This window comes from Paenibacillus sp. yr247 (assembly GCF_900103825.1).
Lineage (GTDB): Bacteria > Bacillota > Bacilli > Paenibacillales > NBRC-103111 > Paenibacillus_E.
The window spans coordinates 16,297-41,835 of the sequence record NZ_FNIF01000002.1 but is presented as its reverse complement, the minus strand read 5'-3'; the positions used below and the strand labels follow the sequence as shown (position 1 = coordinate 41,835).

At 44.9% G+C, this 25,539-nt stretch carries 32 protein-coding genes and 1 tRNA gene; 19 read left to right on the top strand and 14 right to left on the bottom strand.

What is annotated here, in order from left to right; genetic code table 11:
• Positions 1–450: 450 nt before the first annotated feature.
• Positions 451–523: transfer RNA gene (locus BLT91_RS04845), tRNA-Ala, on the bottom strand.
• A gap of 210 nt (positions 524–733) precedes the next feature.
• Between BLT91_RS04845 and BLT91_RS04840 the strand changes: the two genes are divergently transcribed.
• Positions 734–1,021, top strand: a complete 288-nt coding sequence (locus BLT91_RS04840) for a hypothetical protein (RefSeq protein ID WP_090817457.1) — start codon at positions 734–736, stop codon at positions 1,019–1,021.
• Positions 1,022–1,037: 16 nt separating this feature from the next.
• Complete coding sequence (locus BLT91_RS04835) at positions 1,038–1,553, top strand: VanZ family protein (RefSeq protein WP_090817454.1); 516 nt, start codon at positions 1,038–1,040, stop codon at positions 1,551–1,553.
• On the opposite strand, the gene BLT91_RS31275 is transcribed toward BLT91_RS04835, so the two are convergent.
• A complete protein-coding gene (locus BLT91_RS31275) occupies positions 1,531–1,680 on the bottom strand; it encodes a hypothetical protein (protein ID WP_217635180.1) in 150 nt (49 codons plus the stop codon). The two genes, BLT91_RS04835 and BLT91_RS31275, sit on opposite strands and share 23 nt — an antisense overlap.
• 117 nt (positions 1,681–1,797) lie before the next feature.
• Between BLT91_RS31275 and BLT91_RS04830 the strand changes: the two genes are divergently transcribed.
• Complete coding sequence (locus BLT91_RS04830) at positions 1,798–3,624, top strand: ABC transporter substrate-binding protein (protein ID WP_175532089.1); 1,827 nt, start codon at positions 1,798–1,800, stop codon at positions 3,622–3,624.
• A gap of 60 nt (positions 3,625–3,684) precedes the next feature.
• The gene (locus tag BLT91_RS04825; RefSeq protein WP_175532088.1) at positions 3,685–4,086 is read left to right on the top strand and encodes a hypothetical protein; all 402 of its coding nucleotides are present in this window, start codon (positions 3,685–3,687) and stop codon (positions 4,084–4,086) included.
• A 17-nt stretch (positions 4,087–4,103) separates the two neighbouring features.
• Here BLT91_RS04825 and BLT91_RS04820 read toward each other — a convergent pair whose 3' ends face one another.
• Positions 4,104–4,364 (bottom strand): hypothetical protein, encoded by a 261-nt coding sequence (locus BLT91_RS04820; protein ID WP_090817448.1) that lies wholly within the window; start codon positions 4,362–4,364, stop codon positions 4,104–4,106.
• A gap of 178 nt (positions 4,365–4,542) precedes the next feature.
• Between BLT91_RS04820 and BLT91_RS04815 the strand changes: the two genes are divergently transcribed.
• Positions 4,543–5,208: a tetratricopeptide repeat protein gene (locus BLT91_RS04815; protein ID WP_090817441.1), complete on the top strand. Its 666-nt coding sequence runs from the start codon at positions 4,543–4,545 to the stop codon at positions 5,206–5,208.
• Between the two features lie 14 nt (positions 5,209–5,222).
• Here BLT91_RS04815 and BLT91_RS04810 read toward each other — a convergent pair whose 3' ends face one another.
• On the bottom strand, positions 5,223–6,275 hold the full coding sequence (locus BLT91_RS04810) for an acyltransferase (RefSeq protein WP_090817438.1): 1,053 nt from the start codon (positions 6,273–6,275) through the stop codon (positions 5,223–5,225).
• A 280-nt stretch (positions 6,276–6,555) separates the two neighbouring features.
• Between BLT91_RS04810 and BLT91_RS04805 the strand changes: the two genes are divergently transcribed.
• On the top strand, positions 6,556–6,987 hold the full coding sequence (locus tag BLT91_RS04805) for a DUF86 domain-containing protein (protein ID WP_090817434.1): 432 nt from the start codon (positions 6,556–6,558) through the stop codon (positions 6,985–6,987).
• 84 nt (positions 6,988–7,071) lie between these two features.
• A complete protein-coding gene (locus BLT91_RS04800; protein WP_090817432.1) occupies positions 7,072–7,704 on the top strand; it encodes a helix-turn-helix transcriptional regulator in 633 nt (210 codons plus the stop codon).
• A 44-nt stretch (positions 7,705–7,748) separates the two neighbouring features.
• On the opposite strand, the gene BLT91_RS04795 is transcribed toward BLT91_RS04800, so the two are convergent.
• Positions 7,749–8,381 carry a bifunctional 4-hydroxy-2-oxoglutarate aldolase/2-dehydro-3-deoxy-phosphogluconate aldolase gene (locus BLT91_RS04795; protein WP_090817429.1) on the bottom strand — a complete coding sequence of 211 codons (633 nt, stop codon included), beginning with the start codon at positions 8,379–8,381 and terminating at the stop codon, positions 7,749–7,751.
• A 175-nt stretch (positions 8,382–8,556) separates the two neighbouring features.
• Here BLT91_RS04795 and BLT91_RS04790 point away from each other — a divergent pair, with 175 nt between their 5' ends.
• Positions 8,557–9,003, top strand: a complete 447-nt coding sequence (locus tag BLT91_RS04790) for a DUF948 domain-containing protein (protein WP_090817426.1) — start codon at positions 8,557–8,559, stop codon at positions 9,001–9,003.
• 14 nt (positions 9,004–9,017) lie between these two features.
• On the top strand, positions 9,018–9,386 hold the full coding sequence (locus tag BLT91_RS04785; protein ID WP_090817424.1) for a YtxH domain-containing protein: 369 nt from the start codon (positions 9,018–9,020) through the stop codon (positions 9,384–9,386).
• A 46-nt stretch (positions 9,387–9,432) separates the two neighbouring features.
• On the opposite strand, the gene BLT91_RS04780 is transcribed toward BLT91_RS04785, so the two are convergent.
• A complete protein-coding gene (locus BLT91_RS04780; protein ID WP_254776795.1) occupies positions 9,433–10,545 on the bottom strand; it encodes a phosphodiester glycosidase family protein in 1,113 nt (370 codons plus the stop codon).
• Between the two features lie 121 nt (positions 10,546–10,666).
• Positions 10,667–11,326, bottom strand: coding sequence for a helix-turn-helix domain-containing protein (locus BLT91_RS04775; RefSeq protein ID WP_090817422.1), 660 nt, complete (start codon positions 11,324–11,326; stop codon positions 10,667–10,669).
• A 171-nt stretch (positions 11,327–11,497) separates the two neighbouring features.
• On the opposite strand from BLT91_RS04775, the gene BLT91_RS04770 reads away from it, so the two are divergent.
• From BLT91_RS04770 to BLT91_RS04740, 7 genes are all read left to right on the top strand, one after another.
• The gene (locus BLT91_RS04770; protein ID WP_090817420.1) at positions 11,498–13,534 is read left to right on the top strand and encodes a glycoside hydrolase family 15 protein; all 2,037 of its coding nucleotides are present in this window, start codon (positions 11,498–11,500) and stop codon (positions 13,532–13,534) included.
• A gap of 18 nt (positions 13,535–13,552) precedes the next feature.
• Positions 13,553–14,713 carry a glucose 1-dehydrogenase gene (locus BLT91_RS04765; protein ID WP_090817417.1) on the top strand — a complete coding sequence of 387 codons (1,161 nt, stop codon included), beginning with the start codon at positions 13,553–13,555 and terminating at the stop codon, positions 14,711–14,713.
• 239 nt (positions 14,714–14,952) lie between these two features.
• Positions 14,953–15,372, top strand: a complete 420-nt coding sequence (locus tag BLT91_RS04760; RefSeq protein ID WP_090817414.1) for a disulfide oxidoreductase — start codon at positions 14,953–14,955, stop codon at positions 15,370–15,372.
• A gap of 29 nt (positions 15,373–15,401) precedes the next feature.
• Positions 15,402–16,442, top strand: coding sequence for a polysaccharide deacetylase family protein (locus tag BLT91_RS33445; protein WP_302847457.1), 1,041 nt, complete (start codon positions 15,402–15,404; stop codon positions 16,440–16,442).
• Between the two features lie 110 nt (positions 16,443–16,552).
• Complete coding sequence (racE, locus tag BLT91_RS04750) at positions 16,553–17,362, top strand: glutamate racemase (RefSeq protein ID WP_090817408.1); 810 nt, start codon at positions 16,553–16,555, stop codon at positions 17,360–17,362.
• A 131-nt stretch (positions 17,363–17,493) separates the two neighbouring features.
• Positions 17,494–18,384: a M14 family metallopeptidase gene (locus BLT91_RS04745; RefSeq protein ID WP_090817405.1), complete on the top strand. Its 891-nt coding sequence runs from the start codon at positions 17,494–17,496 to the stop codon at positions 18,382–18,384.
• A 90-nt stretch (positions 18,385–18,474) separates the two neighbouring features.
• Positions 18,475–18,684 (top strand): hypothetical protein, encoded by a 210-nt coding sequence (locus tag BLT91_RS04740; protein WP_090817397.1) that lies wholly within the window; start codon positions 18,475–18,477, stop codon positions 18,682–18,684.
• 46 nt (positions 18,685–18,730) lie between these two features.
• On the opposite strand, the gene BLT91_RS04735 is transcribed toward BLT91_RS04740, so the two are convergent.
• The 5 genes from BLT91_RS04735 to BLT91_RS04715 all read right to left on the bottom strand — a co-directional run bounded on the left by BLT91_RS04735 (position 18,731) and on the right by BLT91_RS04715 (position 21,932).
• Entirely contained in the window at positions 18,731–18,907 is a 177-nt protein-coding gene (locus BLT91_RS04735; RefSeq protein WP_090817394.1) for a DUF2524 domain-containing protein, read from the bottom strand.
• 260 nt (positions 18,908–19,167) lie between these two features.
• Positions 19,168–19,347, bottom strand: coding sequence for a hypothetical protein (locus BLT91_RS04730; protein ID WP_090817391.1), 180 nt, complete (start codon positions 19,345–19,347; stop codon positions 19,168–19,170).
• Between the two features lie 314 nt (positions 19,348–19,661).
• Positions 19,662–20,774 (bottom strand): sporulation integral membrane protein YtvI, encoded by a 1,113-nt coding sequence (ytvI, locus tag BLT91_RS04725; RefSeq protein ID WP_090817388.1) that lies wholly within the window; start codon positions 20,772–20,774, stop codon positions 19,662–19,664.
• Between the two features lie 19 nt (positions 20,775–20,793).
• Entirely contained in the window at positions 20,794–21,540 is a 747-nt protein-coding gene (map, locus tag BLT91_RS04720) for a type I methionyl aminopeptidase (protein WP_090817385.1), read from the bottom strand.
• 32 nt (positions 21,541–21,572) lie between these two features.
• The gene (locus BLT91_RS04715; protein WP_090817382.1) at positions 21,573–21,932 is read right to left on the bottom strand and encodes a winged helix-turn-helix transcriptional regulator; all 360 of its coding nucleotides are present in this window, start codon (positions 21,930–21,932) and stop codon (positions 21,573–21,575) included.
• A 249-nt stretch (positions 21,933–22,181) separates the two neighbouring features.
• Between BLT91_RS04715 and BLT91_RS04710 the strand changes: the two genes are divergently transcribed.
• Positions 22,182–22,484, top strand: a complete 303-nt coding sequence (locus BLT91_RS04710) for a heme biosynthesis protein HemY (protein WP_090817379.1) — start codon at positions 22,182–22,184, stop codon at positions 22,482–22,484.
• Positions 22,484–22,705: a YuzB family protein gene (locus BLT91_RS04705; RefSeq protein WP_090817377.1), complete on the top strand. Its 222-nt coding sequence runs from the start codon at positions 22,484–22,486 to the stop codon at positions 22,703–22,705. The genes BLT91_RS04710 and BLT91_RS04705 overlap by 1 nt, the downstream gene beginning before the upstream one ends.
• Before the next feature lie 54 nt (positions 22,706–22,759).
• Here the strand turns inward: BLT91_RS04705 and BLT91_RS04700 are convergent, their stop codons facing one another.
• A complete protein-coding gene (locus tag BLT91_RS04700; protein ID WP_090817374.1) occupies positions 22,760–23,254 on the bottom strand; it encodes a glutathione peroxidase in 495 nt (164 codons plus the stop codon).
• 239 nt (positions 23,255–23,493) lie between these two features.
• Positions 23,494–24,378 carry a TIGR01777 family oxidoreductase gene (locus BLT91_RS04695; RefSeq protein ID WP_368086775.1) on the bottom strand — a complete coding sequence of 295 codons (885 nt, stop codon included), beginning with the start codon at positions 24,376–24,378 and terminating at the stop codon, positions 23,494–23,496.
• 108 nt (positions 24,379–24,486) lie between these two features.
• On the opposite strand from BLT91_RS04695, the gene BLT91_RS04690 reads away from it, so the two are divergent.
• Entirely contained in the window at positions 24,487–25,479 is a 993-nt protein-coding gene (locus BLT91_RS04690) for a glycine-rich domain-containing protein (protein ID WP_090817372.1), read from the top strand.
• Positions 25,480–25,539: the final 60 nt, after the last annotated feature.

Genomic DNA, 25,539 nt, shown 5'->3' with positions numbered 1-25,539 from the left:
ATCTTCGCGTGAGTACACAGAAACCACTACCTTTCAAAAAAATATTTAAATATTGATTCAATTTAAGACTTGTAAAATCCTTTGATGAAAAAACACTGTTTTTGTCATTTAATACTAAGTAACTCTTAAGTAATCGAGGTTCTCGGTCTGCCCATAAGGTAACGGAAATTATCGAATCCGCAAGTAAATATAACGGAGAATAGCTCCATCAAAGGAGTGAACAGTGAATTGAAGATTGCTCTGGCTTTGGATATTGAGGTTGAGAAGGAAGCGAATAAAGAACTGTAATTATAAAAGCTGGGGATTGGTCGTGATCAATCATACAACCTTCTGAAGTCTGGAAAGTTCCATGTTGATCAGGCCGGTAGAAGAGCTTTCGTAGATAAAGAGATATTTAAAAAGTGTGAGTGAAAATAAGAAAAACCCTTGATATACAAGGGTTTTCTAGTATGGAATCAAGGGGGATCGAACCCCTGACCTCTTCGCTGCCAGCGAAGCGCTCTCCCAGCTGAGCTATGACCCCTCAATGTCGCCTGAATTGCGTCGACTTTTCGTATTATACATGAATTATTCAACTCAAGCAAGCCCTATGTCGGAGAATTCTCCTAAAGCATTTCTTCCAAGTATGGCCATTTGGCGTTTCTGTTGCAAAGGGTACCAAACGTTGTTTTCTGCGGCTTATTCATGCTAACCTAGTAGAATAAACTAGTTGATCGTGTGGGAGTGACAGAAAGTGTCGAATGCAGTGTTGTATTGGGTTTTCTTGGGAATAGCTTTTGTATTGCCGTTTGTCATTGGTGTATGGTTAATGCGGAAAACGAATCGGCTTGGATTCTCATTCTGGATTACGACAGCCATGAATATCGTATTGACGCTGGCTGCTGCGTTTTGGTGGAAATCGGTGACAGATGATTCCTATCACATGATGTTTGGAATGGCCTTCTATGGTGTATCTGCGGTAAATTTAATGGTTATTGAATTTTTTGCTTTATTCAGCATTCGTAAGAAATTTAATTCATAAAGGGGATGACCCATTCATGCCGCAGTCTTCTTCAAAACGATATTACTATTTGTTCTTAATCGCTGCCGTCCTCTGGATGGCATTTATTTTTATAAAGTCGGGAGAATCGTATCAGCAGCAAAGTTTGCGTCCGCTTCTAGAAACGAAGCTTTCAGGCCTTCAACTGATGAATAAATTCCCGCATTGGGAGTTTTCCTACGACCACCAAAAGATCTCGTGGCAGGACCCCATTGGCGTCATTGAGTTCTTCATAAGAAAAGCAGGGCATGTTAGCGAGTTCGCTATCCTAGCCCTGCTCTGGTCCTTAGCGCTGCTGGAGAAATCTGTAAAAGTCGTCATAGCACTGCTCACCTCCTCAATCATCTCGGTTCTTTATGCGGCTACCGATGAATGGCATCAAACGTTTATTGTTGGTCGAACGGGTCATGGGATTGATGTAGTTGTTGATACCATAGGTGTGCTACTAGCAGTTCTCTTGGTCCTTATGGTTCTTTGGATCAGGACTAGGATTAAACGAAGAAGAATAAGTTAGTTAGCAGCATGTAAACTTTTCGTTTTTTGATGGATTTAAATTTCCACAGCTCGCGAGCTTCGATTTCCAGATCCTGCTGCTGCCATTGCATTAATTTCTCGGATACATATAAGTCTGTAAGTTGCATAAGTTTCATCACCTTCCTTTCTTTTCCTGTTAGATTTAGTTTACATCTAGAATAAGGGGAACAAAAAGAGTATAATTCACTTTAACTATTTCCCCTTTTATGGAAAGGAAGTTGATCATGCAGCTTTTGACCCATTTTCTTGAGCTTCGGGCTGGCTTTGAACATGGCGTGGAGCATGAACCGCAGCCTATAACGTTAGATGAATTAGCGGATAGAATGTATTGTTCAACGCGTAATGTAAAGATTTTACTCAAAAAAATGAGTGAGCTAGACTGGATTTCTTGGAAGCCCGGAAGAGGCAGAGGCAATGTCTCTGAGCTAACGTTTCTTGTTACTGCGGAGGATATGATTTCCAAGCAGGCAATGGCATTGGCGGGTCGAGGTGATTATAAAGGGACGATAGAGCTGATTCACCAATTGGGCAGGGGAGAGGCGCTGCAGGACTCTTTTATCGATTGGTTGTTCAGTTTTTTTGGGTATCGTGCCGTCGAACATGAGGAGCGTTATAAGGATACACTGCGGTTTCCAGTCTACAAATGGCTGGTAACATTGGATCCGGCGCACTCTTTTTTTGCATTCGATTGCCATCTTATTAATCAAATCTTCGACACCCTAATTGTGTACAATCATCAAACCATGGTAGTAGAACCGCATTTAGCGCATTACTGGGAAATTAGCGAGGACGGTTTGCACTACACGTTTTATTTGCGAAAAGGCGTGCTGTTCCATCATGGCAGAGAGATGACGGCGCACGATGTTTATTACTCGATTTCCAGGTTGAAGGAGCTTGGCCTTTCGGCGTGTCAAGGTTGGATGACCGAAAGTATTGAGAATATGACGGTATTGAACCGAAGTGCGATTGCCATCGAGTTGAAGCAGCCCAATGAGCTCTTTTTGCAGCAATTATCGCATTCCTCGATGGCCATCCTGCCGGAGGATATTTGTCGGGATAATGAGGGGATCTTCGGGCGTATGCCTATTGGGACAGGACCGTTCAGGCTTGAACGTAATGATGATTATATCTGTAAGCTTCGTGCTTTTGACAGTTATTTTGGGGTTAGACCGCATCTGGATCAAGTGGAAATCTGGCTTTTGCCGCAGGACTTGTCGGAGGTTGGTCCAAGCTGGGATATGGTGCAAGTGCTTTGCGACCATACGAATTCCCGTAAACCTGTCGGCGCGGTAGGGAAAGATTCGGAATGGCATCAGATTGAACAGTCGATCCTGGGCTGCAGCCTGCTTACTTTTAATCGGAATAAAAAAGGACCTCAGCAGCATCCGCATTTCCGCAAAGCGGTTGACCTGATCATCGGTCGTGAGCGGATGATTGAGGAACTTGGAGGCTTTAGAGAGGCACCAGCCAGCAGTTTTTTACCAACCATGGATCGTAAGGGAAATGCTTTTGTTTATCGTACAGATTTCGAGGAGGCTAAGCGCCTGCTTGCAGAGATGGGATATAGCGGTGAGCCGCTGAGCATGTATATTTATAGTAACATCAACGAAGATGCGGTGTGGATCTGCGAGCAGTGTGCCAAAGTGGGAATCAGCATTGAACTGACGACACGGAGTAAGTCGGATATGATGCGGCTGGATACGATTCTGGAAGCTGATCTTATTTTTTATCACATTTGTTTGGAAAGCGAGTATGACCTTCATATTATTCAGACACTTAAGCAAAGCAACAGCTATGTCCGTGCCCATTTAAACCACGAACGAATGGCTTGGGTTGATGCGGAAATCGACCAGATTCTCGGAATTCCAAGTCGGGAAGCGCGCATTTGTAGGTTAAACGATATGATTGAAGTGCTGCAGGAGGAGAAATCGTTTCTCTTCGTGCTCCATCGTTCTCAGCAAACCACATATCATGATTCGATCAAGGGTGTGTGTATTAACGATTTGGGTTGGGTTGATTTTCGGAAAATATGGTTCACCCCTAACGTTTGATAAATCCTGTAAAACTGGAAATACTTTTCTTTATGATAGGTAACTTTAGGAGGGTATGACATGAGGAGAATTAAACAGGCGAACATTGTACGCTTTACGGAGCGTAATGATGTTCGGTGCGCTGATGTCGAGATAAAGGCCGATGGAATTAAAGGGATTTTACTAGCTGAATTCACGGCTTCGCAGGATAACGACTTTGATATGAGACATGTGTATCGCAAAGACGAATCGAGTGAAATCGACTGGTATGATAACAATTTGCATAAGGCGTTTAAAGATGTCTCGGAGGAATTGTTCGACAACGAAGGGCTAGAAACGAAGTGGGGTGAGCGCGAGGAATTCAAGGAAGGGATCTTGATGTTTGGTTCAATTCGAAAAGAGCTCGAAGAGCATTTTCGTCGTGCTCATACGGCTTCGCTGTTTCATACAGACGATGTGGAAAATCAGACCTTTTTACATTAATAAAAAATAAACGACCGTTAAGGTCGTCTAATATAAGGCTCATAGCGGCTTTCCATGGCGTGCCAGCGTGCATTAGCGACGAAGAAGCCAATGAAAACGAAAACGAGTAAGCGAATAGGCACCCAAACCCAGTTGATCTCTTGAAGCCTAAGAAATTCGATGACGCTAAACAATAAGGTGAGCCCGATGCCCCAAGGGAGTAGGCCGAACAGAATTAAGTATTTGGATCTTCCCAGTTGTTTTCTTTTGTGCCAGATATCTTTGCGCGGATCGTTCATGTGGAAACTCCCTTTTTCTTTTCATTATAGCATTGCTTGAAATAAATCACGAATGAGTGATCCACAAGCAAATGATGGAAGCCTCTAGCTAGCTAAAAGCTGGGTGCTTTTTTCTTTGTAGAAGATGACCAGCGTCAACATAATATGGTAGTATAAGGAAGTTGAAGGAGGGTTTAACGTGCTTATCAAAATACTTGTATTTGGTTTATTATGGCGTCTTGTAGGCAATCCGTTTCTTGCACTTCTTATTCTATTAGTCATTCTATATGTGTTAGATAGAAGATTTATCGGATTAACGCCAAATATATTTAAGCCGTTTCAATTAAGCCGCAGAGCATCCAGGTTGCGAAGTGACTTGCACGCTAATCCGCATAATACCTCAGCGAAGTTGGAGCTAGCAAGGATTTTACTTGAACGCAAAAAGTACAGCGAAGCTCTTCCTTACTTGGAACAAACCCTGCATATTATGGAGGACTCAGCAGACGTACACTATGAGATTGGCCTTTGTTACCTAAAACTAGGGAATCTCGTTAAAGGTGAAAGCTTCATGCTTAAGGCAGTAGAATTGAACCCGCGGGTTAAATATGGTGAAGCCTATTTACGGCTAGGTGAAGCTTTGGCGCCTGTTGCACCAGAAAGAGCCGCCCAATTCATCGAGCAATTTCGTGATCTGCATTCTTCGTCGGTTGAAGCTTACTACCGCCTTGGCCAGCTGTATCAGCAGCTCGGCCGAACAGAAGACGCGAAGCGCGCTTTCCGCGAAGCGCTGGATATTCACCGCGGCTTACCGCGTTATAGCCGCAGACAGCAGCGGCGCTGGGCGCTGTTAGCCCGCTTTAAATGAAAAGAAGGTTCCGCCTAGTTGGCGGAACCTTTTCTTTGCGCGCTCGCATAAAGCCTCACAAGCAGCCAAGACCCGAGCAGCCCGATGAGAATCGACGCGACCGTGTGTAGATCGTAAAGCCAGAGCTGTTCCTGTGCTGGCGCGATAAGATCCCAAAGCGTCAGAATCGCAGGATGTACGAGGTAGATACCGAAGGATGCCGCGCCTAAGGCGGACAAAGCGGTGCCTAACTGGGAGCCGCTTGCTAACCTTTGACGTGCCCATTGGATGCAGCAAAGCGGAATCGTTATACAATATACGAGGAGTGACAGCTCGAACCATGTATTTTCGATAAAAGCAAGTCCGTATTGATGGAGTAATAGCATACCTACAAAAGTGATACCTGCAAGGCACATGATGCTCCAAATCCAACTTTTATGCCGGTTAGACCAAGCGACAATAGCGGCATAATGAATGCCCACGAATGCCCCAAACGCAAATAGGGCTGAATAGCTTAGAAACAAAGAGGCGTATTCAGGAAGGGGATGCACCCAATGATGTATGCTGTAGGCAGCTGCCTGCATGCCGATACCTAAAGGAATCAGCCCTTGACGAACCCAAGGAGATTTCCGAGCTGCAGTGATCAGCAAAGGGAATAAGAGATAAAACTGAACAATAATGACCATATAATACAGATGATAGCTGGCATTCCCCGATAAAAGCAATTTGATGACGTACATGGCGTCAAAACTGATTTTTCCATGAAACATGAATTGATTGTATAGGTAATAGAAAATGGACCAGAGTACATAGGGAATTAAAATTCTACGCAACCTTTTTGTCCAAAAAAGGCGCGACATCCCCGGCTCCCAGCGATCGTAATAGGTATAGAATAAGACAACTCCACTTATCCAAATGAATAATGGAACGGTAAACAAATTGGCCTTATTGAGAATGAAAAATACGGCTTGTGAGCTTGTTCCCAGCGGAAGCTGAGTTGCACCAGAGGTTCCGTGAATAACAAGAACGGCGATAATTGCGATAGCGCGTACGATGTCGATTTCTAGAAGTTTGGGCCTAGATAACATAGGTATGATAGTCTCCTTTTTTCACTTTTTTCACTTTAACATGAAAGAAATAAGAGAACAATACTTCTTCAAGGGGGGCAGCTATGCGGCTTGCTTGACGCTCCCTAGCCCCCCGCGATACACTGAGAGGAGCATGGAACCAAGAGAGAGTCAAGAGGGTGAATGAACGTGAGCTATGAATATGTCATGCAGGCTGTATTGTTAGTATTTTTGGTCATTATTACTTTTTTTGCAATGATGATTTGGACGAAATGGCGTAAAAGAGGACGGAGATAGCCCCATGTATTTTATTAACCATGAACAGATCGATCAAAGAATTCAGTTTCTGACCGCTTTAGCTGACGCGGGTAAACAATTAGAAGTACAGTGGGAGCAAGGCACAAATGATCTCGTGTGGCAGCTGGCGCAAGAACGTGTGCTGCACTTAGCCATTGAAACGGTGACCGATATTGGGAGTCTGCTGATTGATGCTTTTATACTAAGAGATGCCAGCAGCTATGAGGATATCGTGGAGATCGTACATGGGGAAGGCGCGTATTCGGAAGCATTGACAGAGACGCTGCTTCAGCTAGTGAAGCTTAGAAAGCCGCTTGTTCAGGATTATGTAACCTGGAATCGTCAGGAACTAAATCCTTTAATCCCGAAAATGCCAGCGGCTTTTGAGGAGTTTGCAGCGAGCGTTCGGGCCTTTATTAAGAGCGAACTGGAATAACATACATAGTTGTTTCTTAATTTACTTATTGTATGTGATGCGGTAAAATGAGACATAATGACAGTTCCGAGGGTAGGTGAGCTAATGAATCATGCAGTTGAGACATCCACGCGTAAAGTGATTCTTTCCATGCTCAAAACTCAGGGACCTTTAAGTGTCCATGATATGGCCAAACAGCTTGGAATTACGGAAATGGCCGTCAGGCGTCATATTCATTCCTTGGAGAAGGACGATCTGCTCCAAACGAAGCTTGTCCGGCAAGCAATGGGAAGACCCACCAACGTATACACATTAGCTCCACAGGCAGACGAATTATTTCCAAAGAAATACATGCAGCTGACGCTCGATTTACTGGTTGAGTTACTAGAGGACGAAGGTCATGACAAGATCGAACGTCTTTTTGAAGGCAGACAAAATAAGCTCGAAGCTCGCTATCAATCGCGCATGCACGAGAAGAGCTTGGAAGAACGAGTAGCAGAGTTAGCGCTTATTCAGAACGAGAACGGGTACATGGTGGATTGGTCACAGCTTGGAGAAGACGCGTACATGTTTAGTGAACATAACTGTCCAATCGCGCAGGTGGCAAATACGTTCCAACAAGCTTGTCAGTGCGAGCTTGCCTTGTTTCGGAATCTGCTGAACGCCAATGTAGAGCGAACAGAGTGTTTAGCGAAGGGCGCAAACAAATGTATCTATATCATTAGCCAAAATAAATAACCATCGACCTCTTGTGCAGAGGAAGATGGTTATTTTTGTGTCCACTAGTGCGAAGCAGCAAGTAGACGAGCAGCTTTATCTGTAAGCCATTCGAAGCGTCCGGCTTCGATTTCTTTTAAGTTAATCAGAGAGCCGCCGATACCTAAACCGTAGCAACCCAATGTCAAAAATTGTTTGATATTCTCTTCGGTAACACCCCCGACGGCCATCATCGGAATGTGGTCTAGAGGACCCATCAATTCTTTGATATAAGAGAGACCTAAGCTTGCGCTCGGAAATATTTTAACAGCTGTTGCGCCCGCTTTCCACGCTTTTACGATCTCTGTTGGTGTCATTGCACCTGGGAAAATCGGAATCCCCACATGACTGGACCAACGAATGACTTCCTCATCCAAATTCGGCGTGACTAGGAAGGAAGCTCCGGCTTGGACCGCTTTCTTAGCATCTTCAAGATCAAGTACAGTGCCTGCCCCAATATACATGTGCTCTCCCCGCTTATTCTGCAGCTCGCCGATCATTCGCAGTGCACCTGGTGTGTTGAGCGTAACCTCCATTACGGTGACCCCGCCTTTAAGTAGTGCGTCTGCAACAGAGAGAATGTGGGATTCGTGCACACCTCGGACGATAGCAATAATCCGGGTGCGTTCGATTTCTTTAAGTCCTTGCTCTAGGTTCATCTTTCTCCTCCAGATATTCAAAAGTCGATTTGTTTTTCATTATGACAGGTCCCTGAAATTTTTCCAGCTTTTTTGTGTCAAAACAAGCTGCTGCTACCTATACTGTAGTAATTCATAGGCATTCGTCTAGAAGCCTTCATCCATCGCACAGCTTTGCTCCCAGGAGGTGCCCGTCATGACATGGATAGAGATAAGTATAATCAGCTTAGCCGTTGCTTTTATCGTGCTCATCGGCTTTGCTGTTCGCATGCTGATAGCAGCTACTCAGACACTGGGTCAGTTGAGCGATGCTGTTGTGCAAGCCAAGATGAACATAGCTAAGACAGCAGAGCAAGCCGAACAACTGCTGAAGCAAGCGGGTCAGCTCACCGAAGAGGTGCACTTGCAAGTGCTGGCGCTAGAGCCAACCATCCAATCCATCGAGAAGGCAGGAGCCGCTGTAGGGGATGTCGCTTCTGCACTTCGGAAGGCCTCACGTGTGATGAACGAATCAATTCATGGTGCGGAAAAGGTTGTACATACCCACCAGAAGCGAATCCAAGACGTCATGAAGTGGGCAACGACGGGCTTCGAGCTGTGGCAAAGATGGCAAGCGCATCGGAATGCCAAATCAGACAATTAAGGAGTGGATTTCACATGTCCAATGAAAGAAAAGGTAAAGATCTCCTCATCGGAGCCGTTGTTGGCGGCTTACTCGGAGCGGCAACAGCACTTTTATTCGCACCGAAATCCGGTCGTGAGTTAAGAAGCGACATTGCCGAGTCAGCTCAAGTGGTTAGTGACAAAACCGTACAAATTGCAAGTACGGTAAGCCAAAAAACACAAGATGTCGCGAAAACCGTAAGCAATACGGCATCTGAATTGGTTGGAAAAGCAAAAGACACAGCTACAAGCGTAGTGGAGACTGTTCGCTCCTGGAAAGAGTCCAAGATTGACGATGAGCTTTCAGATGAGGTTGAAGCATCCGAAGCAGCAGAAGATCTGGTAATCCTCGGAAATCGTTAAAAAAAAGCAGAAAGCTCAGAGAATTGAGCTTTCTGCCTTTTTAAATTTACCACTTGGACGGATCAATTTTACGAATATCAAGGCCTTCCCAAACGTTTCTGATTGGAGCTATTTCCGGTTGATCGAAGAGAAGCCATGCCGTAGGGAGGTAACGTTCTCCATATTCACTTGATGGTTTGTTGATGATCATATTGTTATGAACGAGAACAGTTGAGGCTCCGCCGTCTAAATTCGCGGCAGTTACAGCGCCATGCTCTAGGAAAATCTGCTGGACATCATACAGCGTCGCGCCAATGCTATGCTTCTGCCTTCCATCTATGATGGCGAATAGAATGGAGCCGTCCTTCGTTTGCGCCATGCTGGTTCGCGGAGCAATTCCCCAGCCATCGGCTTGGCTTTTGATCTGCCCAACCCCATTCACAATGAATCGTGGGCTGAACGAAACAGCTTCCTGAACGCCCATGTCAACAAGTTCGGAAACCTTGTATTTGCCGGCAATCATGCGGCCTTCTTTATCAATTCCGACGACTTGCACCGTCCCATTCATGCCTTTGTCATTATAAAAAATTTTGCCGCCGGAAATGACAACTCCTTCTGGCTGAAAGCCATTGCCTTCCCAATTGGGGTCGATGAACCCTCCGCCGTTGACGCCCAGAATGGCGCCGGTTCTTTTGACCATGGAGGAAACCTTCTCCCCTTTACCTACTTTCTCAGGTACAGCAATCCGAAGCTTTTTCGGGTCTGAAATAGTAACGAGCTGTCCTTTGAAATTTGTGCCCGAGATTGGTTCAATTGTGACCAAGTCCTTCTTGGCAACGACAGGGGTAAGGGAGGTGTTATGCTCAATTTCAACAATCCCTTTGTCTTTCTCATCACCCATTTCGTCGAATTGCTTCCAATAGGCTTCTACGCGCTTCTGTAACTCCGTTGAACCTATCAAATATTTGGCCCAATCCCGATGCTGAGTTGTAATTAAAGTATCAGCCATCATTAATCTTACTTTCGAACCGGAAGAAGTAAGGAAAAACCAACATAAGGACAATACAGTAAGAAAGGTAAAACCAAGAACCGCATACACGATAAAGCTTATTCCCGCAGACCTATTACGCTTAAATCTCGGTTGACGAGGCTGCGGAGAGGTGGTTTGTTGTACAGCCATGTATTCTTTACCTACTCTCTCTACCCAGTAATCAATCTATCCAACCCATATTATAAACGTAAAGAAAGGAGCATAAGTTTCAGGTTTGACTGAACTTTTCTCCTTTTTTTGTAAAATGGTATTAGATAGGTTGATTTAAAGGGGAAATTAGTGAGTCTGTTGTTGCATTACGGTCGTAATGAAACGTAAGTCCCATTCCCGTGTTACGGGCTACACTGCGGACAATCCATTCATGGTACTTTTTTTGACGAATCGCAGCGATTACAACAAATTTGCCGACGCCTAGTGTATCGAAATAAAGCTTACCTTCTTTTTCGATATATTTCTGTACATGGTTCAGGTTGACGAATAAGTCTGTATCCATTTTCTTAAAACCTTGCTCTTCAAGCTTATCCAGAAAATGACTGAAATCCAGTAAAGAATGTATACTTCTGCTTAGTTTGTTAAGTCGTGTATGGTAAGTAATTTCTTTCGTACTGACTTCAATAAACAGTGTATCCGATATGGAGACTTGCTCCTGCTCGTCTGCCACGTTAATGTTTTCTTTATCGAGGTAACCGGCTTTCTCCATTAGGTCTGTGTATGCGATGTTGTAGGCATCCGACAACTTTTTCAACGTTACGGGAGAAGGGTTGATTTTCTCATTTGTCGAACGGTTCCGCTCTAATTCAAGGTCTCGAATATAGGCATGCGAAAGTCCGCTTTTATTGGCTGCTTCGCGCAAGGACATTTTGCCTCGCAAGCTTTCCAAAAATTTACCGAATCCTTCTAATTGCTTCATAATACGTATCCCTCCATATGTTTCATATTGTAAATGAATTTGAATGAAATGAAAATGTTTAGGCCCGAATTGGTTCCAATTACCTCAAATTCCAGCCATTTGGCGCTGCATGCATATTTATGCTCTCCGATTGGAAAATTAGTAGCAACATCTTGGAAAGAGGCTGATGGCATGGCAAGAGATTTACCCATAGGCAATGGGAATGTACTTATTAATTTCGACGCTGCTTATAATATTCGTGACATATATTACCCTTTAGTAGGTCAAGAGAATCAATCTAGCGATCATCTTTCACATTTTGGTATTTGGTGTAAGGAAGGATTCTTCTGGATTGACCATCCAGAGGTTTCAAAAAAACTCAATTATTTAGAGGATTCGCTCGTCACTAACGCTGAATGTGCTCATGAAAGGTTAGGTCTGAGCTTCGTTATTCGAGATGGCGTCGATGTTCAGCAAAATGTATTTTTGCGCAAGGTGAAGGTAGAAAACCACTTTGATGTGGAAAGGGAGATTAAGCTTTATTTTCATTTGGATCTGCAAATCTATGGGAATGGTATCGGAGATACGATTTATTATGATCCTGAACTGAATTCACTTTTGTTCTATAAAGGGCATCGCTACATGTCATTATCTTGTTTGTCCCCGGATGCCGAAAAGCCAATGCCAAGCGGTTATGCAACGGGACAAAAAGGAATTCATGGCTTGGAAGGAACATGGCGTGATGCGGAGGATGGTCATCTAGGCGGAAATCCGATTGCGCAAGGTTCAGTTGATGGTGTTATTGAATTGACCATGATTTTGCCTCCCAAAGGCGCGAAAGATGCTTGGTTTTGGATTTGTTTTGGCAAAACGAAACAGGAGGTAGAGCGTATGGAGCGTTTGCTTCGTACGGCGACACCCCAAGCTTTATTGCAACGAACGCATGATCATTGGGTAAAATGGGTGAATCAGGATGCACATCAGCTTTCGCTGCTGAAGCCGGATTTGGAATCGTTTTATAAGAGATGCTTACTTATTACAAGAACGAACGTCGACAATCGAGGCGCTATTATAGCGGCGAATGATTCGGATATTTTGAAATTTGCCAAGGATACCTACTCGTATATGTGGCCGCGTGATGGCGCTTTGGTGTCGCACGCACTTGACCGCGCTGGGTATTATGAATTATCTCGAAAGTTTTTCGATTTTTGTAAGAAAGTGCTTACACCTGAAGGCTATCTAATGCACAAATATAACCCCGACAGTTCGGTTGGCTCAAGCTGGCATCCTTGGGTGGATAAGGAGGGGAAAAAGCAGCTGGCGATTCAAGAGGATGAGACAGCTCTCGTGTTATATACATTATGGCATCACCATAAGCTGGCGGGGACCATAGCGAATTCGCGTGAGGATTATGAGAAATTTGTGAAGCCTGCAGCGGATTTCCTCGTACAATACAGGGATGCTTCCGGACTGCCTTTGCCCTCTTATGATCTCTGGGAAGAGCGCTTTGGTGTACTAGCTTTCACAGTATCTTCGGTATACGCTGGTCTCGTAGCAGCAGCTCGATTTGCCGAATATCATCAAGATAAAGTGCGTTCCATCTATTATGCAGATATCGCAGGACAAGTGAAGAAAGCGGCTGAACAGCAGCTGTATGCGACCGATCAGAATCGCTTTTTGCGTGCCTTATATTGGAGTTATGAGGAAAATAGGTATGTGCCGGATTACACCCTGGATATGAGTATGTATGGCTTGTTTGACTTCGGATTGTTTGAATTGGAAGATCCGCGGATTGTGGCAACGATGCAGATTCTGAAAGAGAAATTGTGGGTACATACAGATATCGGCGGTATCGCTCGTTATGAGAACGACTATTACCATCAAGTGACGAATGATGTAGCTAAGGTTCCAGGAAACCCTTGGTTTATATGTACGCTTTGGTATGCGGAATGGCTTGTGGCATCAGCCAAAACCGTTCAGGACTTACTGGAGGCTGAAAAGTTGATGCGTTGGGCGATTAGGCATGCTTTGCCTTCCGGCGCGATGGCCGAGCAAGTGCATCCTTTCACAGGAGAGCCAATGTCGGTTTCACCGCTCACATGGTCACATGCATCCTTCATTAAAGTGACGCAAGAATATTTGTCGAAGTTAAAACAGTTGACTTCGAAGGGAACAAAGCAAGCTTTTGATGCGAGCGAGGACAAGGTATTAGAACCGGTTGTTCATTAGCTGGGAGGAGATGAAGAGATGAAGGCGATTCGAGTTAAGCAACTTCGACAGGGGAACCCATCTATTGAACTAGAAATGGTGGAGGATCCCGTGATTTCTCATCCTCAGGAAGTCATCGTAAAGGTTCTAGCCGTGGGACTGGATGGCACGGATAAAGAGATTCTAAAGGAAAAATACGGCGTTCCTCCTCAGGGGGAAGATGATTTGACCACGGGGCATGAGTCGCTTGGTGTTGTAGCTGAGGCTGGGGCGGAAAGTGGATTCCAGATAGGGGATCTCGTGACTGCGATTGTAAGACGACCTTGCAAAAAGAAAAGCTGCGTGAATTGTCGCAACGGTCATTCTGACTTTTGTCAGACCGGGGAGTTTGTGGAACGCGGCATAAAAGGCGCGCATGGCTTCCTCTCCGAGTATTACAAGGAGGAAGGGCGGTACTTGGTTCAGGTGCCGACGGAGCTGTTGGGGCATGGGATGCTGGTCGAGCCCCAAAGCATCGTCGAGAAAGTATGGGATCAGGTGCTGCGCGTCCAGCAGCGGCTGATCTGGGAACCAAGGACAGCGCTCATTCTCGGCTCAGGCCCGCTTGGCTTGCTAGCTGCGGCGACCTGCCGGCTGCTGGGGCTGGACGTGTTTGTTTGGTCTATGTCACCGCAGGACAGTCTGCAAGCGCAGCTTGTGAAGGACAGCGGAGGCGTGTACCAGCAGGCAGGCACAGCAGGCGGCACAACGACTTTGACGGCTTATGCCGAGGGTCTCGGCAAGCCGTTAGATCTGATCCTCGAATGCACGGGCTACAGCCCGCTTGCCTTCGAGGCCATGTCTGTTCTAGCGCCGAACGGAGTGCTGGCGCTGTTGGGGGTTACTCCAGCGGATCGAAAGCTGGAGATCCCTTCCGACAAGCTCAATCATAGCATGGTACTGGAAAATAAATGCGTGATCGGCTCGGTGAACGCAGCGCGCAAAGACTTTGAAACGGCCATCTACCGCTTGCAGCAAATGGAGAAGCAGTACCCGGGTTGGCTCAACCGTTTGGTGACCAACCGGATGAGTCTGGATGCCGTGCCGAAACTTGATTTTGCCAGCATACCGATTAAAGCCGTTGTGGATATTGTTCCCGTGGAGCAGTGGCGTGAGCTGGTGAAACAAACGAATGAAGTGGTATATAGCTTCTCCGTTTAAGGAGTGGCCAAGCAGCGTGATTGATGCCTGCTTGGCCACTTTTTTGGTTCACGGATAAGCGTGAAGAATTCTTCTTGCCGTCACACATTTTTTGGCCAAAAAGGGACCCAGGTTCCTCAGAATGTTCCCCCTTGTAGATCGCAGCAGTTTTCGATGAACAGAAAAGAAAAGTATTACGTCTTGTTAGACTTCCTTTCTATATTTTTCTATAATAGTGGGGAAGGGGAGGACGAGCACTAATGTCAAAAAAATGGTTACGAGATAATGGCATGCACCTATCTTGGCTTCTAGCGTTAATAGCTACATTAGGAAGCCTTTATTTCTCAGAGATTATGAACTTTTTACCTTGTAAATTATGCTGGTATCAACGCATTCTGATGTATCCATTGGTGGTTATCCTGGGTATAGCAGCCGTCCGCAGAGATTACAAACTAACGATCTATGTTTTGCCTTTGACGATTTGGGGAGCTTGCATTTCCGTCTACCATGTTCTACTCCAATCGGGTGTTTTTCATGAATCAGGGGCGGCTTGCGGTCCTATTCCATGTGATGTGGATTACTTGAACTGGTTAGGTTTTATCACTATTCCTATGCTGGCAGGAACGGCCTTTATCCTCATTACGATTCTTCAATATTTGACATACCGAGCTACGAAATGACCACCACCTCTCCGAAATAGGCAGGTAATTTGTCTAGCGCTGTCGAAATGAATACCGAAAGTATTCATCCCAAACGAGGTGCTATGATGACGCCAATTACCAAAAGTGCTGCACTACTGATCCTGCTTAGCGCATCATTGATCGGTTGTGCAGACAAAAGCCTGCTATCCCCAGCCACCAATCAAGCCCAAACCACTGCGCTGCAAGCAACCCAAAAAGCGGCAATGGCAACTCCTAAACCTATAATTACTCCAATACCGAAGCCTGATCCTACACCAGCCCCAAGGGCGGCCTCTCAGCCAACGACAGCCCCTGCGCCAACCGCATCACAGAAGCCGGCCGTCATAGGCGACTATGCAAAAACGAAGTCAGTAACAGGCGATCGGGTACCTTATTCGTGGTATTACATGAAAAAGAAAACGGGGCAAGTTCCCGATTTTCCAAAAGAAACGAAATCCTTCACCGCGGATCAGAAAGCCGTCTGGGTTGGGACAGGTAAGAAGGTTTACTTAACCATCGATGCCGGAGGCCCGCTGATTGAAGTCGATCTGATGCTTAAATCACTGAAAGAAAACGGCGTGAAAGCTAACTTTTTTATTTCAGGTAATAACATTAAGAAAAATCCGGATTATTTGAAAAAGGTCGTTGCTGATGGCCATTTTGTTGCCAACCATACAATGACGCATAACGACTTTAATGACATGTCCGATGATCAGATTCGCAAAGAAATTACGGATTTCGAAGCGTTATATAAACAACTTACGGGTAAAGAGGTCGAGAAATATTTCCGCTTTCCTTATGGGCATTTCAATCTACATAATTTGAACTTAGTATCCAGTATGGGCTATACATCTGTGTTCTGGTCGACGGCTATGCGAGATTGGGAACCGAGAGCGAACGGAGCCGAGGATCCTTACAATGACATTATGAATAATTTGCATGATGGTAATGTGATTCTGATGCATCAGGGATCTTTAGAAAATATGCAGGCGCTGGCTCGTATCTGTAAAGAGATCAAGAAGAAAGGCTACGAATTCGGAATTGTGAGTGAACTCCAGTCTAAAAATTAGGTGACAGACCAGAAATCTGATACGTTAATCTAGGTACCTTTGAGCTTGGACGTTCATATTCTATCCATATGGTTCCGTAATTCATTAACCGGCAAAGGAAGCGGATAGGTGTGCAGCAAGCGATAGCCGTACTGGACTCCGGAGTCGGAGGATTAACTGTAGTAAAAGAAGTCATGAGACAGCTGCCGCAAGAAAAAGTGATTTATTTCGGAGATACAGCACGAAGTCCGTATGGTCCCCGATCTGCTGGAGAAGTCCGCACATTCACTCGGCAAATCGTTGATTACTTAATTCAATTTAATCCTAAAATGATTGTTATTGCTTGTAATACGGCAACCGCTGTTGCCATAGAAGATATTCGTGAACGGGTATCGATTCCCGTTCTTGGTGTTATTTCGCCAGGGGCGAGAGCAGCGATCAAAAATACACGAAGCGGCATTATTGGGGTTATCGGTACGGAAGGAACGATACGCAGCAAAGCATATGAACAAGAGTTAAGATTGATTTCTCCGAACATTCAGGTGTTTAGCGAAGCTTGCCCGCTGCTAGCGCCTTTCGTAGAAAAAGGGCTTTTCGGTGCGGAAAGTGCTCAAGCGATTGTTGAACAATCGTTGAGCCCGCTTATTGGCAAGCCGATAGATTGCTTAATTCTGGGCTGCACCCATTATCCGTTCCTGATGGAGACCATTTCCAGTGTCATGGGACCGGATGTACGTTTGATTTCTTCGGCAGACGAAACGGCCAGAGAGATCAGTACGATCCTGTACCACCACGACATGCTGGCAACATCGGGGCTGCTTCCCATCCATCAATTCTTCTGCAGCGGTGAGCCCGAATTATTCATGACAATTGCTCAGAACTGGCTCAAAGAGCAAATATCGATCACACCAGTCGTCTGGCAGGTACCCAATATTCTATGAGTGGTGCGAATAGACCCGGATGGGTCTATTTTTTTATGTCCAGCCGCGGCGTTACGTATGGCCGCATGATTCTAAGACTGCGGGCATATTCATATCCTACGAAGTAAGTAAAAGAGCTGTGAGGTGGTCGCATGTTAGGATACGGGTATTGGACACTTTGTGAAGAACTGAACCGGCTAGGCAAGATATATCCTTTTCTTCACTTCGAAGTCATAGGCGAGAGTGTCATGGGAAAAAGCATACCTGCTCTGCGAATCGGTCAAGGTGCGAAAGAGCTTCATATTAACGCATCGTTCCATGCGAATGAGTGGATCACGACACCGCTTTTAATGCAATTCGTGGAAGATCTCGCCTGCTCCTATGCAAGAGGGACCGCATGGCAGGGAAGCAACATTAGACGCCTCTTATCGGAGTATTCGCTATGGGTTGTACCCATGGTGAATCCGGATGGTGTGGAGCTTGTGCTGCACGGCGTTAATGACGAACATCCATTTCGAGAGACGCTGCTGGACTGGAACGGAGGATCACCGGATTTCAGTAATTGGAAGGCGAATATCCGTGGTGTTGACCTCAATGACCAATTTCCTGCTCACTGGGAAGAAGAGGCTGCACGAAGAGGGCAGCCCGGGCCAGGTGAGCGTGATTATGGTGGAGTTGCGCCGCTGACAGAGCCAGAAGCAATAGCCTTAGCCCATTTTACAGAATGTCATCCATTTGAACTCGTTGTCGCACTGCATACACAAGGTAGGGAGATTTATTGGAATTATCGCGATTATGAACCTTCAGAGTCGGAGGCTTTTGCTGAGCGTTTAGCTCTGGCCAGCGGCTACCAGGCAGTTAAACTGGTTGACAGTGACGCCGGGTACAAGGACTGGTTCATCCAGCAATTTCGTAAACCTGGATTTACCATTGAAGTGGGAGTTGGTGTTAATCCCTTGCCTGTTGAATCTTTCGCAACGCTCTATGAAGAGATGGTTCCGATTCTACTGACGGCCATGGATTTACAAGTCGTTAACCGTTAGACAAGTAACATGAACTAGACCATGCCCTCAATGAACCGTTCCGCCCAGACTTCATATACTGAAGTTAGGAGACTGTTGGGAGGCGTGGATATGGCACCTAAAGGGAAGGGCAAGGTAATCAAGAAGAAGAAAGTACTTTCATCCAGAGAGCAGTACACGATGAGACTTGTAGAATCTTCCACTTGCGCGGTTTGTAAAACGCAATGCGCAAGAGGACTTCGATATTTGGCCTTGATGTCACAGCCGGGAGCCGTGGGTAAAGGGGTTCCCTGTATTTTGACAAGAAGAAAAATCAATTAATTGAAGTGAAAAGTCCACGCCCCGATTTCTAGGGCATGGACTTTCTTTACTTAGGAGTATGTTCATGTGGGATAGAGCACTTATTCTGAATAAAATGGATCTGGTTCTCAAGCCGGTTCCGTTGCTCTTCTGGCCCTTGGAACTGTTCAAGTTCTTGTATTAATTTGTGGAGATCAGAGCCTGCATTCGCACAGTCGTAATTGCTTTCTAAATTATCGAGCATATTTCGGCCTCCTAATTTATCATGTGGTTATTTCTTACCCTTTTTGCTGCTCCGATCATGGGTGCGTTTAGTTGTATTCTGTTTGGCGTGTCCTTGCTGCTTATGGCCTTCTGACATGTTGTTCACTCCTTGGAATCAGGTTTTTTTGCGGTCCGAGTTTATTATAAGCATTCGCCTGAATTTGATACGATAAAAAATAAAAAGCCCCACGAACGATTAGAAATCGTTTGAAGGGTTTTGAGCTCTGATGGTTGAAAGGATTAACGTTGAGACGTCAGCAATTTATTTTCAAGTGTTTGTTTAACCTTCTTGATCGCATCGGTTTCTAATTTGTGGTTTTGGTTAAACTTAGCACCTGTTAATGCAAGCGCTTCCTTAACTGTCATTTCTACACGAATAATTTCTTCACCTTGGGGAATTTGCACGGTATTGTGGTTCATTTTCATCACTCCTATGTCAACTTTTTGGAGAGAAAACCTTGATTTGTCGCACTTTTAATATAACATATCATGTAAGGTTAAACAAGGGTTATTAAGACCTATTTATTAGAAAAGATTGTCGGAGACTTAGCTGCTTGGCAAAGAAAAAGCACTCAAAATTGCAGAAAATATTCTGCCATTCGGAGTGCTTTTTCCCCTTCGAACACACAATAGGTAGGTAAATCCGATTCGTAAATCACCCCAGAAGTATATATCGCGTGTAAAATAAAAAGATCTGCCATCCAAGTGTGAAATGTGGATGGCAGATCTTTTTATTACGGTCCGTTATACGGGATTTTTCCTTGGACATATTCGTCTTCCGGCTTACGAATCCAACGCTGAATGTAGCCTTGCGTATAAAGGGCTTTGATCAGAATGATCAGTACAGGTGAAAGGATAACCCCCGCAAATCCAAATAAAGAAAGGGATATAATCATGAAAGCTAACGTTGTGAATGCAGATACCCCGAGCGACTCCCCGGTAATCTTAGGCTCCATGATTTGTCTGACAAGAATAACGACAAGGAGTAAGGCGCTAAGCCAAATCGCGAGTGTAGTTTGACCAACAATAAACAAGTAAATAATCCATGGAATGAACAAAGTCGAAACGCCGAGTAGTGGCAGCACATCGAATATGGCTGATAACAGCGAGATCGAGAAGGCGTTATTAACGCCGAGCAGGAGCAAGGCAAAAAATACAACAATGAACGTCAATGTGATCAGTTTTGCTTGCGCTTTTATGTATGATACGATACCCTTCACGACATTCTCCTTGAGGAAAAAGAAGACGGATTTAAAGGTTTTTGGTGTCTTTTCACTGGCATGGCGTTTCCAAGAATCGATTTCAATGCTTAGGAAGTAGGCCAATATAATACCGACTATGAAGTTGAACATGAAGGTTGAGAAGGAAGTCAGAGAGGCGACTAATCCTGATAAGAAAGCTATGATGAATTTGGAGGCATTTCCAGCGAATTGCCCCGCATAATCTTTGGCTTTCACTATCACATCAGGAGGCAGCGTTTGGAAACGATCATTCAATTCACTGATTTTATGTACGATTTGATCATTGAATACGGATTGATACTCGTCCACTTTATCGACAAGGCTCATAATCTGGCTTGTGAAAATGACAGCAGCACCGGTTAGTGCGCCTAGGATGATAAGGACGAATACCAAGGTTGAAATCGCCGAGGCGATCGACTTACGCATCCCTTTGCGATTCAGAAACCTAGCAAATGGCTCGATCATCATGAAAATGATCAGAGCCAGAAAGATAGGTGTGGCGATGCGATACAGATAGCTGAATAACAGCATGAATAAATAGACGGTTAGAACAATGAGAGCAATGTCAAAGGCTGTTCTCCAATATTTCTTGTAAAAAGAAATCATGCATGTTCCTCCGGGATCATTATTGTTCCGTCAAAATTATCGGTCCTTGGCTCGTAATGGCAATCGTGTGCTCATATTGAGCAGATAGACTGCCGTCATAGGTTCTTGCTGTCCAACCATCTTGATCTACTTTGGAATGGTATTTACCGACATTTAGCATCGGTTCAATTGTGAACACCATGCCTTCTTTAATACGCGGTCCTTTACCGGCAGGTCCATAATGAGGCACTTGCGGTTCTTCATGCATTTCTGAGCCAATCCCATGTCCGATAAAATCTCTCACAACGGAAAAGCCTTGTGATTCCGCGTATACTTGGATGGCATGAGACACATCTCCGATACGGTTGCCGGGAATCGCTTGTTCAATCCCTTTGTACAGCGATTCCTTCGTTACTTTCAGCAATTTCTCAGCAATGGGGGAGATGCTGCCAACAGCATATGACCAGGCAGAGTCCGCCAACCAACCATCAATTCGTACGACCATGTCAATGGTCACGATATCGCCGTCATGGAGTGGCTCCTTCTTCGGAAAACCGTGACAGATTACATCGTTGACGGATGCGCAAGTGGCGTAGGGATAACCGTGATATCCCTTTTGCTCAGGTGTAGCTCCGTGCTTAGCCAGAAAGCCCTCCACAAACTGGTCGATTTCCCATGACGTTATACCGGGGCGAATCAGTTTGGCAATCTCTTTATGGCAGTCAGCAAGTATGCGTCCGGCTCTGCCCATTTTTTCAATTTGTTCTTTCGATTTGATGGTGATCATTGGGGTCCCACTCCTCTGGTGATATTCATTCATTATGTCCACTTTGCTGACCATAGCTTCATTTCTTTTAATATTTGATGCAAATCCTGGCCTTTCGGTGTCAGTGTATACTCGACAGTTACAGGAACGGTAGGGTAAGCCATACGTTCTAAGACGCCATGCTCTTCGAGATGACGAAGGATATCGGTTAATGACTTAGGGCTGATCCCCGTTACCTGACGCTGCAGCTCGCCGAAACGCCTCGTTCCGCAAAATAATTCGCGAAGCACTAGAAAGGCCCATTTTCCACCAATCACTTCAAGTGTTCTTTCAATGGAGCATTCAATTTCTTTGGGCACTTTAGGAACATAGTTACTGAGTGGAGCGACTTTTTCATTCTCAAGGGTTGACATAAGATCGCTTCCTTTCAATTTAGATATCCATGTGCACTAACCTCTAAGTAAGTAAGTTACCAACATGTAATTAGTGCTATTTGTTGTCACTACTATGTATTTTAAAGTTCGTTTACTGAATTAGCAATAGTGAGGATCGTTGTAGACTTTGTAAACAGCTAAACGATGTATCCTTGGACAAAGGTTGATTTCGTGCCTTAGATTCTTTACAATAAGAAATAAAATTATAGTTTCAGGAGATGTGTACATATGAAAGTCAAAATTTCTCGTAATGCAGCAAAAGTACTTCAATTGGAGCTTGATAAAGAAGAAAACAAAGGATTAATGGTTCGCGTTCAAGTGACTCATAAGCACGGTGACCATGCTCACTATGGTTTGGGTCTTGACGATAAATCAGCAGATGACATCCTTGTAAACACGGATAAGGGAATTGATGTTTTGTTAGATAAAAACGAACCATTGCTGGATGGCATACGTATTGATTACTTCTATACACCGGAAGAAGGCTTCATGATTACGAACCCAAGCAAGGGGAATCTCGGGGATCACTAATGCGTAATGATATTCGCATTTGTGATAAATGCAAACACATGAAAGTGAAGTCCGCCCTTTCTAAACTAAGTGTCATTGCACCTGACGCTGAAGTCAAAGTAGCCTGCAAATCCTATTGCGGTCCTTGTTCCAGGTTTGCTTTTATTTTCATAAATGGCCGCTATGTGACAGCAGCAACAGAAGACGAAGCAATTGAAAAAGCAAAGAAATATGTGAAATAGCAAAAAGCATCCGTCCACTTCGTGGGTCGGATGCTTTTATTCATTCACACGAAATTAAGCATGAACGGCAGATTTCTCTATGAGCTTTCGAATTTGGCTCTCTATTTTACTTGGTGTAGTAGTAGGCGGGAAGCGTTTAATCACATTGCCTTGCTGATCAACTAAGAATTTCGTGAAATTCCATTTGATGCTTGAGCCGAATAGACCGGAAGCCTGTTGTTTAAGGTGGCGGTACAGCGGATGGGCGTCTGCACCGTTTACATTGATTTTGGAGAACAACGGGAAGTTGACTCCAAAATTAATTTGGCAAGCTTGCTCTACTTGAGCGTCATCGCCGGGCTCCTGATCCTTGAATTGATTGCATGGAAATCCTAGAACGCTAAAGCCTTGTTCCTTATATGTGTCATGGAGCTCTTGAAGTCCTTTGAATTGAGGCGCGAATCCACATTTTGTTGCGGTATTTACAATCAGCAGCACTTGACCTTTGTAGTCGGCGAGAGATTTTTCTTCCCCGCGGATCGTCTGCACAGTAAATTGATGAACGTTCAAGAGGGTCACCTTCTTATAATTATTTCATACAAATTAATTGTATACAATTTTAATTGGTTTGAAAAGCTTTTTTTTGGGATTTTACAAATTTTATATTCCCCTCTAATACTGCACGAACGTACTTGCAGCCCTATTTGCCGTTTATGGCGCATAACAGGATGACTTATCTACAAAATAAAGAGTAAACGAAAACCCAGATCTTCGAGTTGCTCTCGAGGATTTGGGTTTTATTTTTGAACTCATACAATATCAGCGAGTGCTTTATTAACGGATGAATATTTAAACGTAAAGCCTTGCTCAAGCAGTACCCTCGGGAGTACTTTTTGAACTTTCAAGAGAAGCGTAGATAACTCGCCGAAAATCAGCTTCATGAAAAAAGCAGGAAGCGGGAATAGATTCGGTCTCCTCATTGCTTTGGCTAATGCCTGTCCGAACTCCCTATTCGTGACCGGATTCGGCGCTGTGGCATTTACAGGACCGATAATCGCTTCGTTTTGGATACAGAAATCAATGAGCCTCACCATATCATCGATGTGAATCCATGAGAGCCATTGATTACCGCTGCCTATGGGGCCGCCAACACCAAGTTTATAAGGGAATGCCATCTTTGGGAATGCACCTTCCTTGCCGTCTAGTACAAGTCCTATACGGACTTTCACAATCCGTGATCCTTGTATCTGATCAGCCGCGTGTTCCCACTTTTCAACTACACTCGACAAGAAATCTACAGATCGTTGCGGACTTCGTTCGTCGAAGGTTGCCGTCTCTGAAGTACCGTATACGGACATTCCTGAAGCATTAATGACAACGGGCTTAATTTCCATGCGTTCTACGAGGTGGGCCACTCGCTTTGCTGCCTTTAGACGAGACTCAACAATACGTTCTTTGGCCGCAGCTGTCCAACGCTGATTAATCGACTCGCCAGCCAAATTTACGATGGCATCAAGACCTGCAAATTCAGCCCAATTAGACTGCAGTTGATCCCAAGTTACGGTGCGAACATCATGAACGACAGCTTTGGGAGAACGTGAGATATTGATAACTTCATGACCTTGCTGATGCAAATGAGAAATCAATCGTTTACCAATAAAGCCGCTGCCGCCCGTAACTGCAATTTTCATCATTAGGCACCTCCTTTCCTCCATTATAGGTGTAAAATACAATCTTTTCCAACAGGCGTTATTCTGCCGTTTACATGAATGTGTTATATTGGAAATAAGGAGGGATGCCCTATGTTTCGTTTTTTATTTCGAAAATCACCCAAACCGTCCAAGCGAAGCCTTGTCGGGAAATTCAAACCGAACTATCGTGCTTCGGAGCTTCCTCAAGGGCTTGGTTTGCTAGAAGGTATTCCGTTAGAACGAATCATTGCTAAGCTGAATAGCGCACTTCCACTTGATTATGTAGAAAGACTCCAATACCGTGTAAAAGCAGGGAATCCGAACATGTCGGATGACGAATTTGCCTGTAAATGGTTTGAGTTAAAACGATTTTTCTTAATGAATCTCATTTTGAAACAAACACCGATGTTTAGCACCGCAATCGATGAGATATGGCATGAGATGTTGATGTTTACAAGAGAATATCAGCGGTTTGGGGAGCAATTCGCAGGTGGCGTTATTCATCATTCTCCTGAACGTGAACTGAAGCAAATGCCGGGTGAACGTGCTTGGTTTGACTGGATATACGCACATTTGTTCGAATTCGCTCCAACTAGTGCTCGCTGCTGGAACGGTTTTTTTCGTAACCCGCTGGATAGGGAACGAACAGATCTGCTTTGTGGAGGCAATGAGGAAGAAATCGCCGAGCGCTGGTTCGATTTGGAGCAGGCGAAACGGTATCCAGAGGTCGCAGAGACAGTCCGTATGCTAATTGCCCAAGCCATTAATGAAGCTAGACATTCAGCGAACAGCCGCAGCTTTGAGGATACAGGCTGGAAGAATTCGTTAGCAGGCCCGAACATTTTGGTGTATATGGCGGGAGCAATGATGTTCTTCTCCATCCATGATCCAAGTGACTTTACAGGCGGCATGAACTCGTATTGGCCAGAGAATGATATGGATGCTCAAAAAGACAAGCAAAGCAGTTGTTCTTCATCAAGTTGCGGCAGCTCTGGAAATAGCGGCGAAAGCTTTGGCGATAATAGCGGAGGCGGAGGCAGCAACTGCAGCTCAGGCTCTTCATGCTCATCGGGATCGAGCTGCGGCTCTGGTTGCAGCAGCTAAGGCAAGCTGAGGATGTGGAAATCCAGCCGAATTTCCCCAGCTTGACGAAGTAACGGGAGC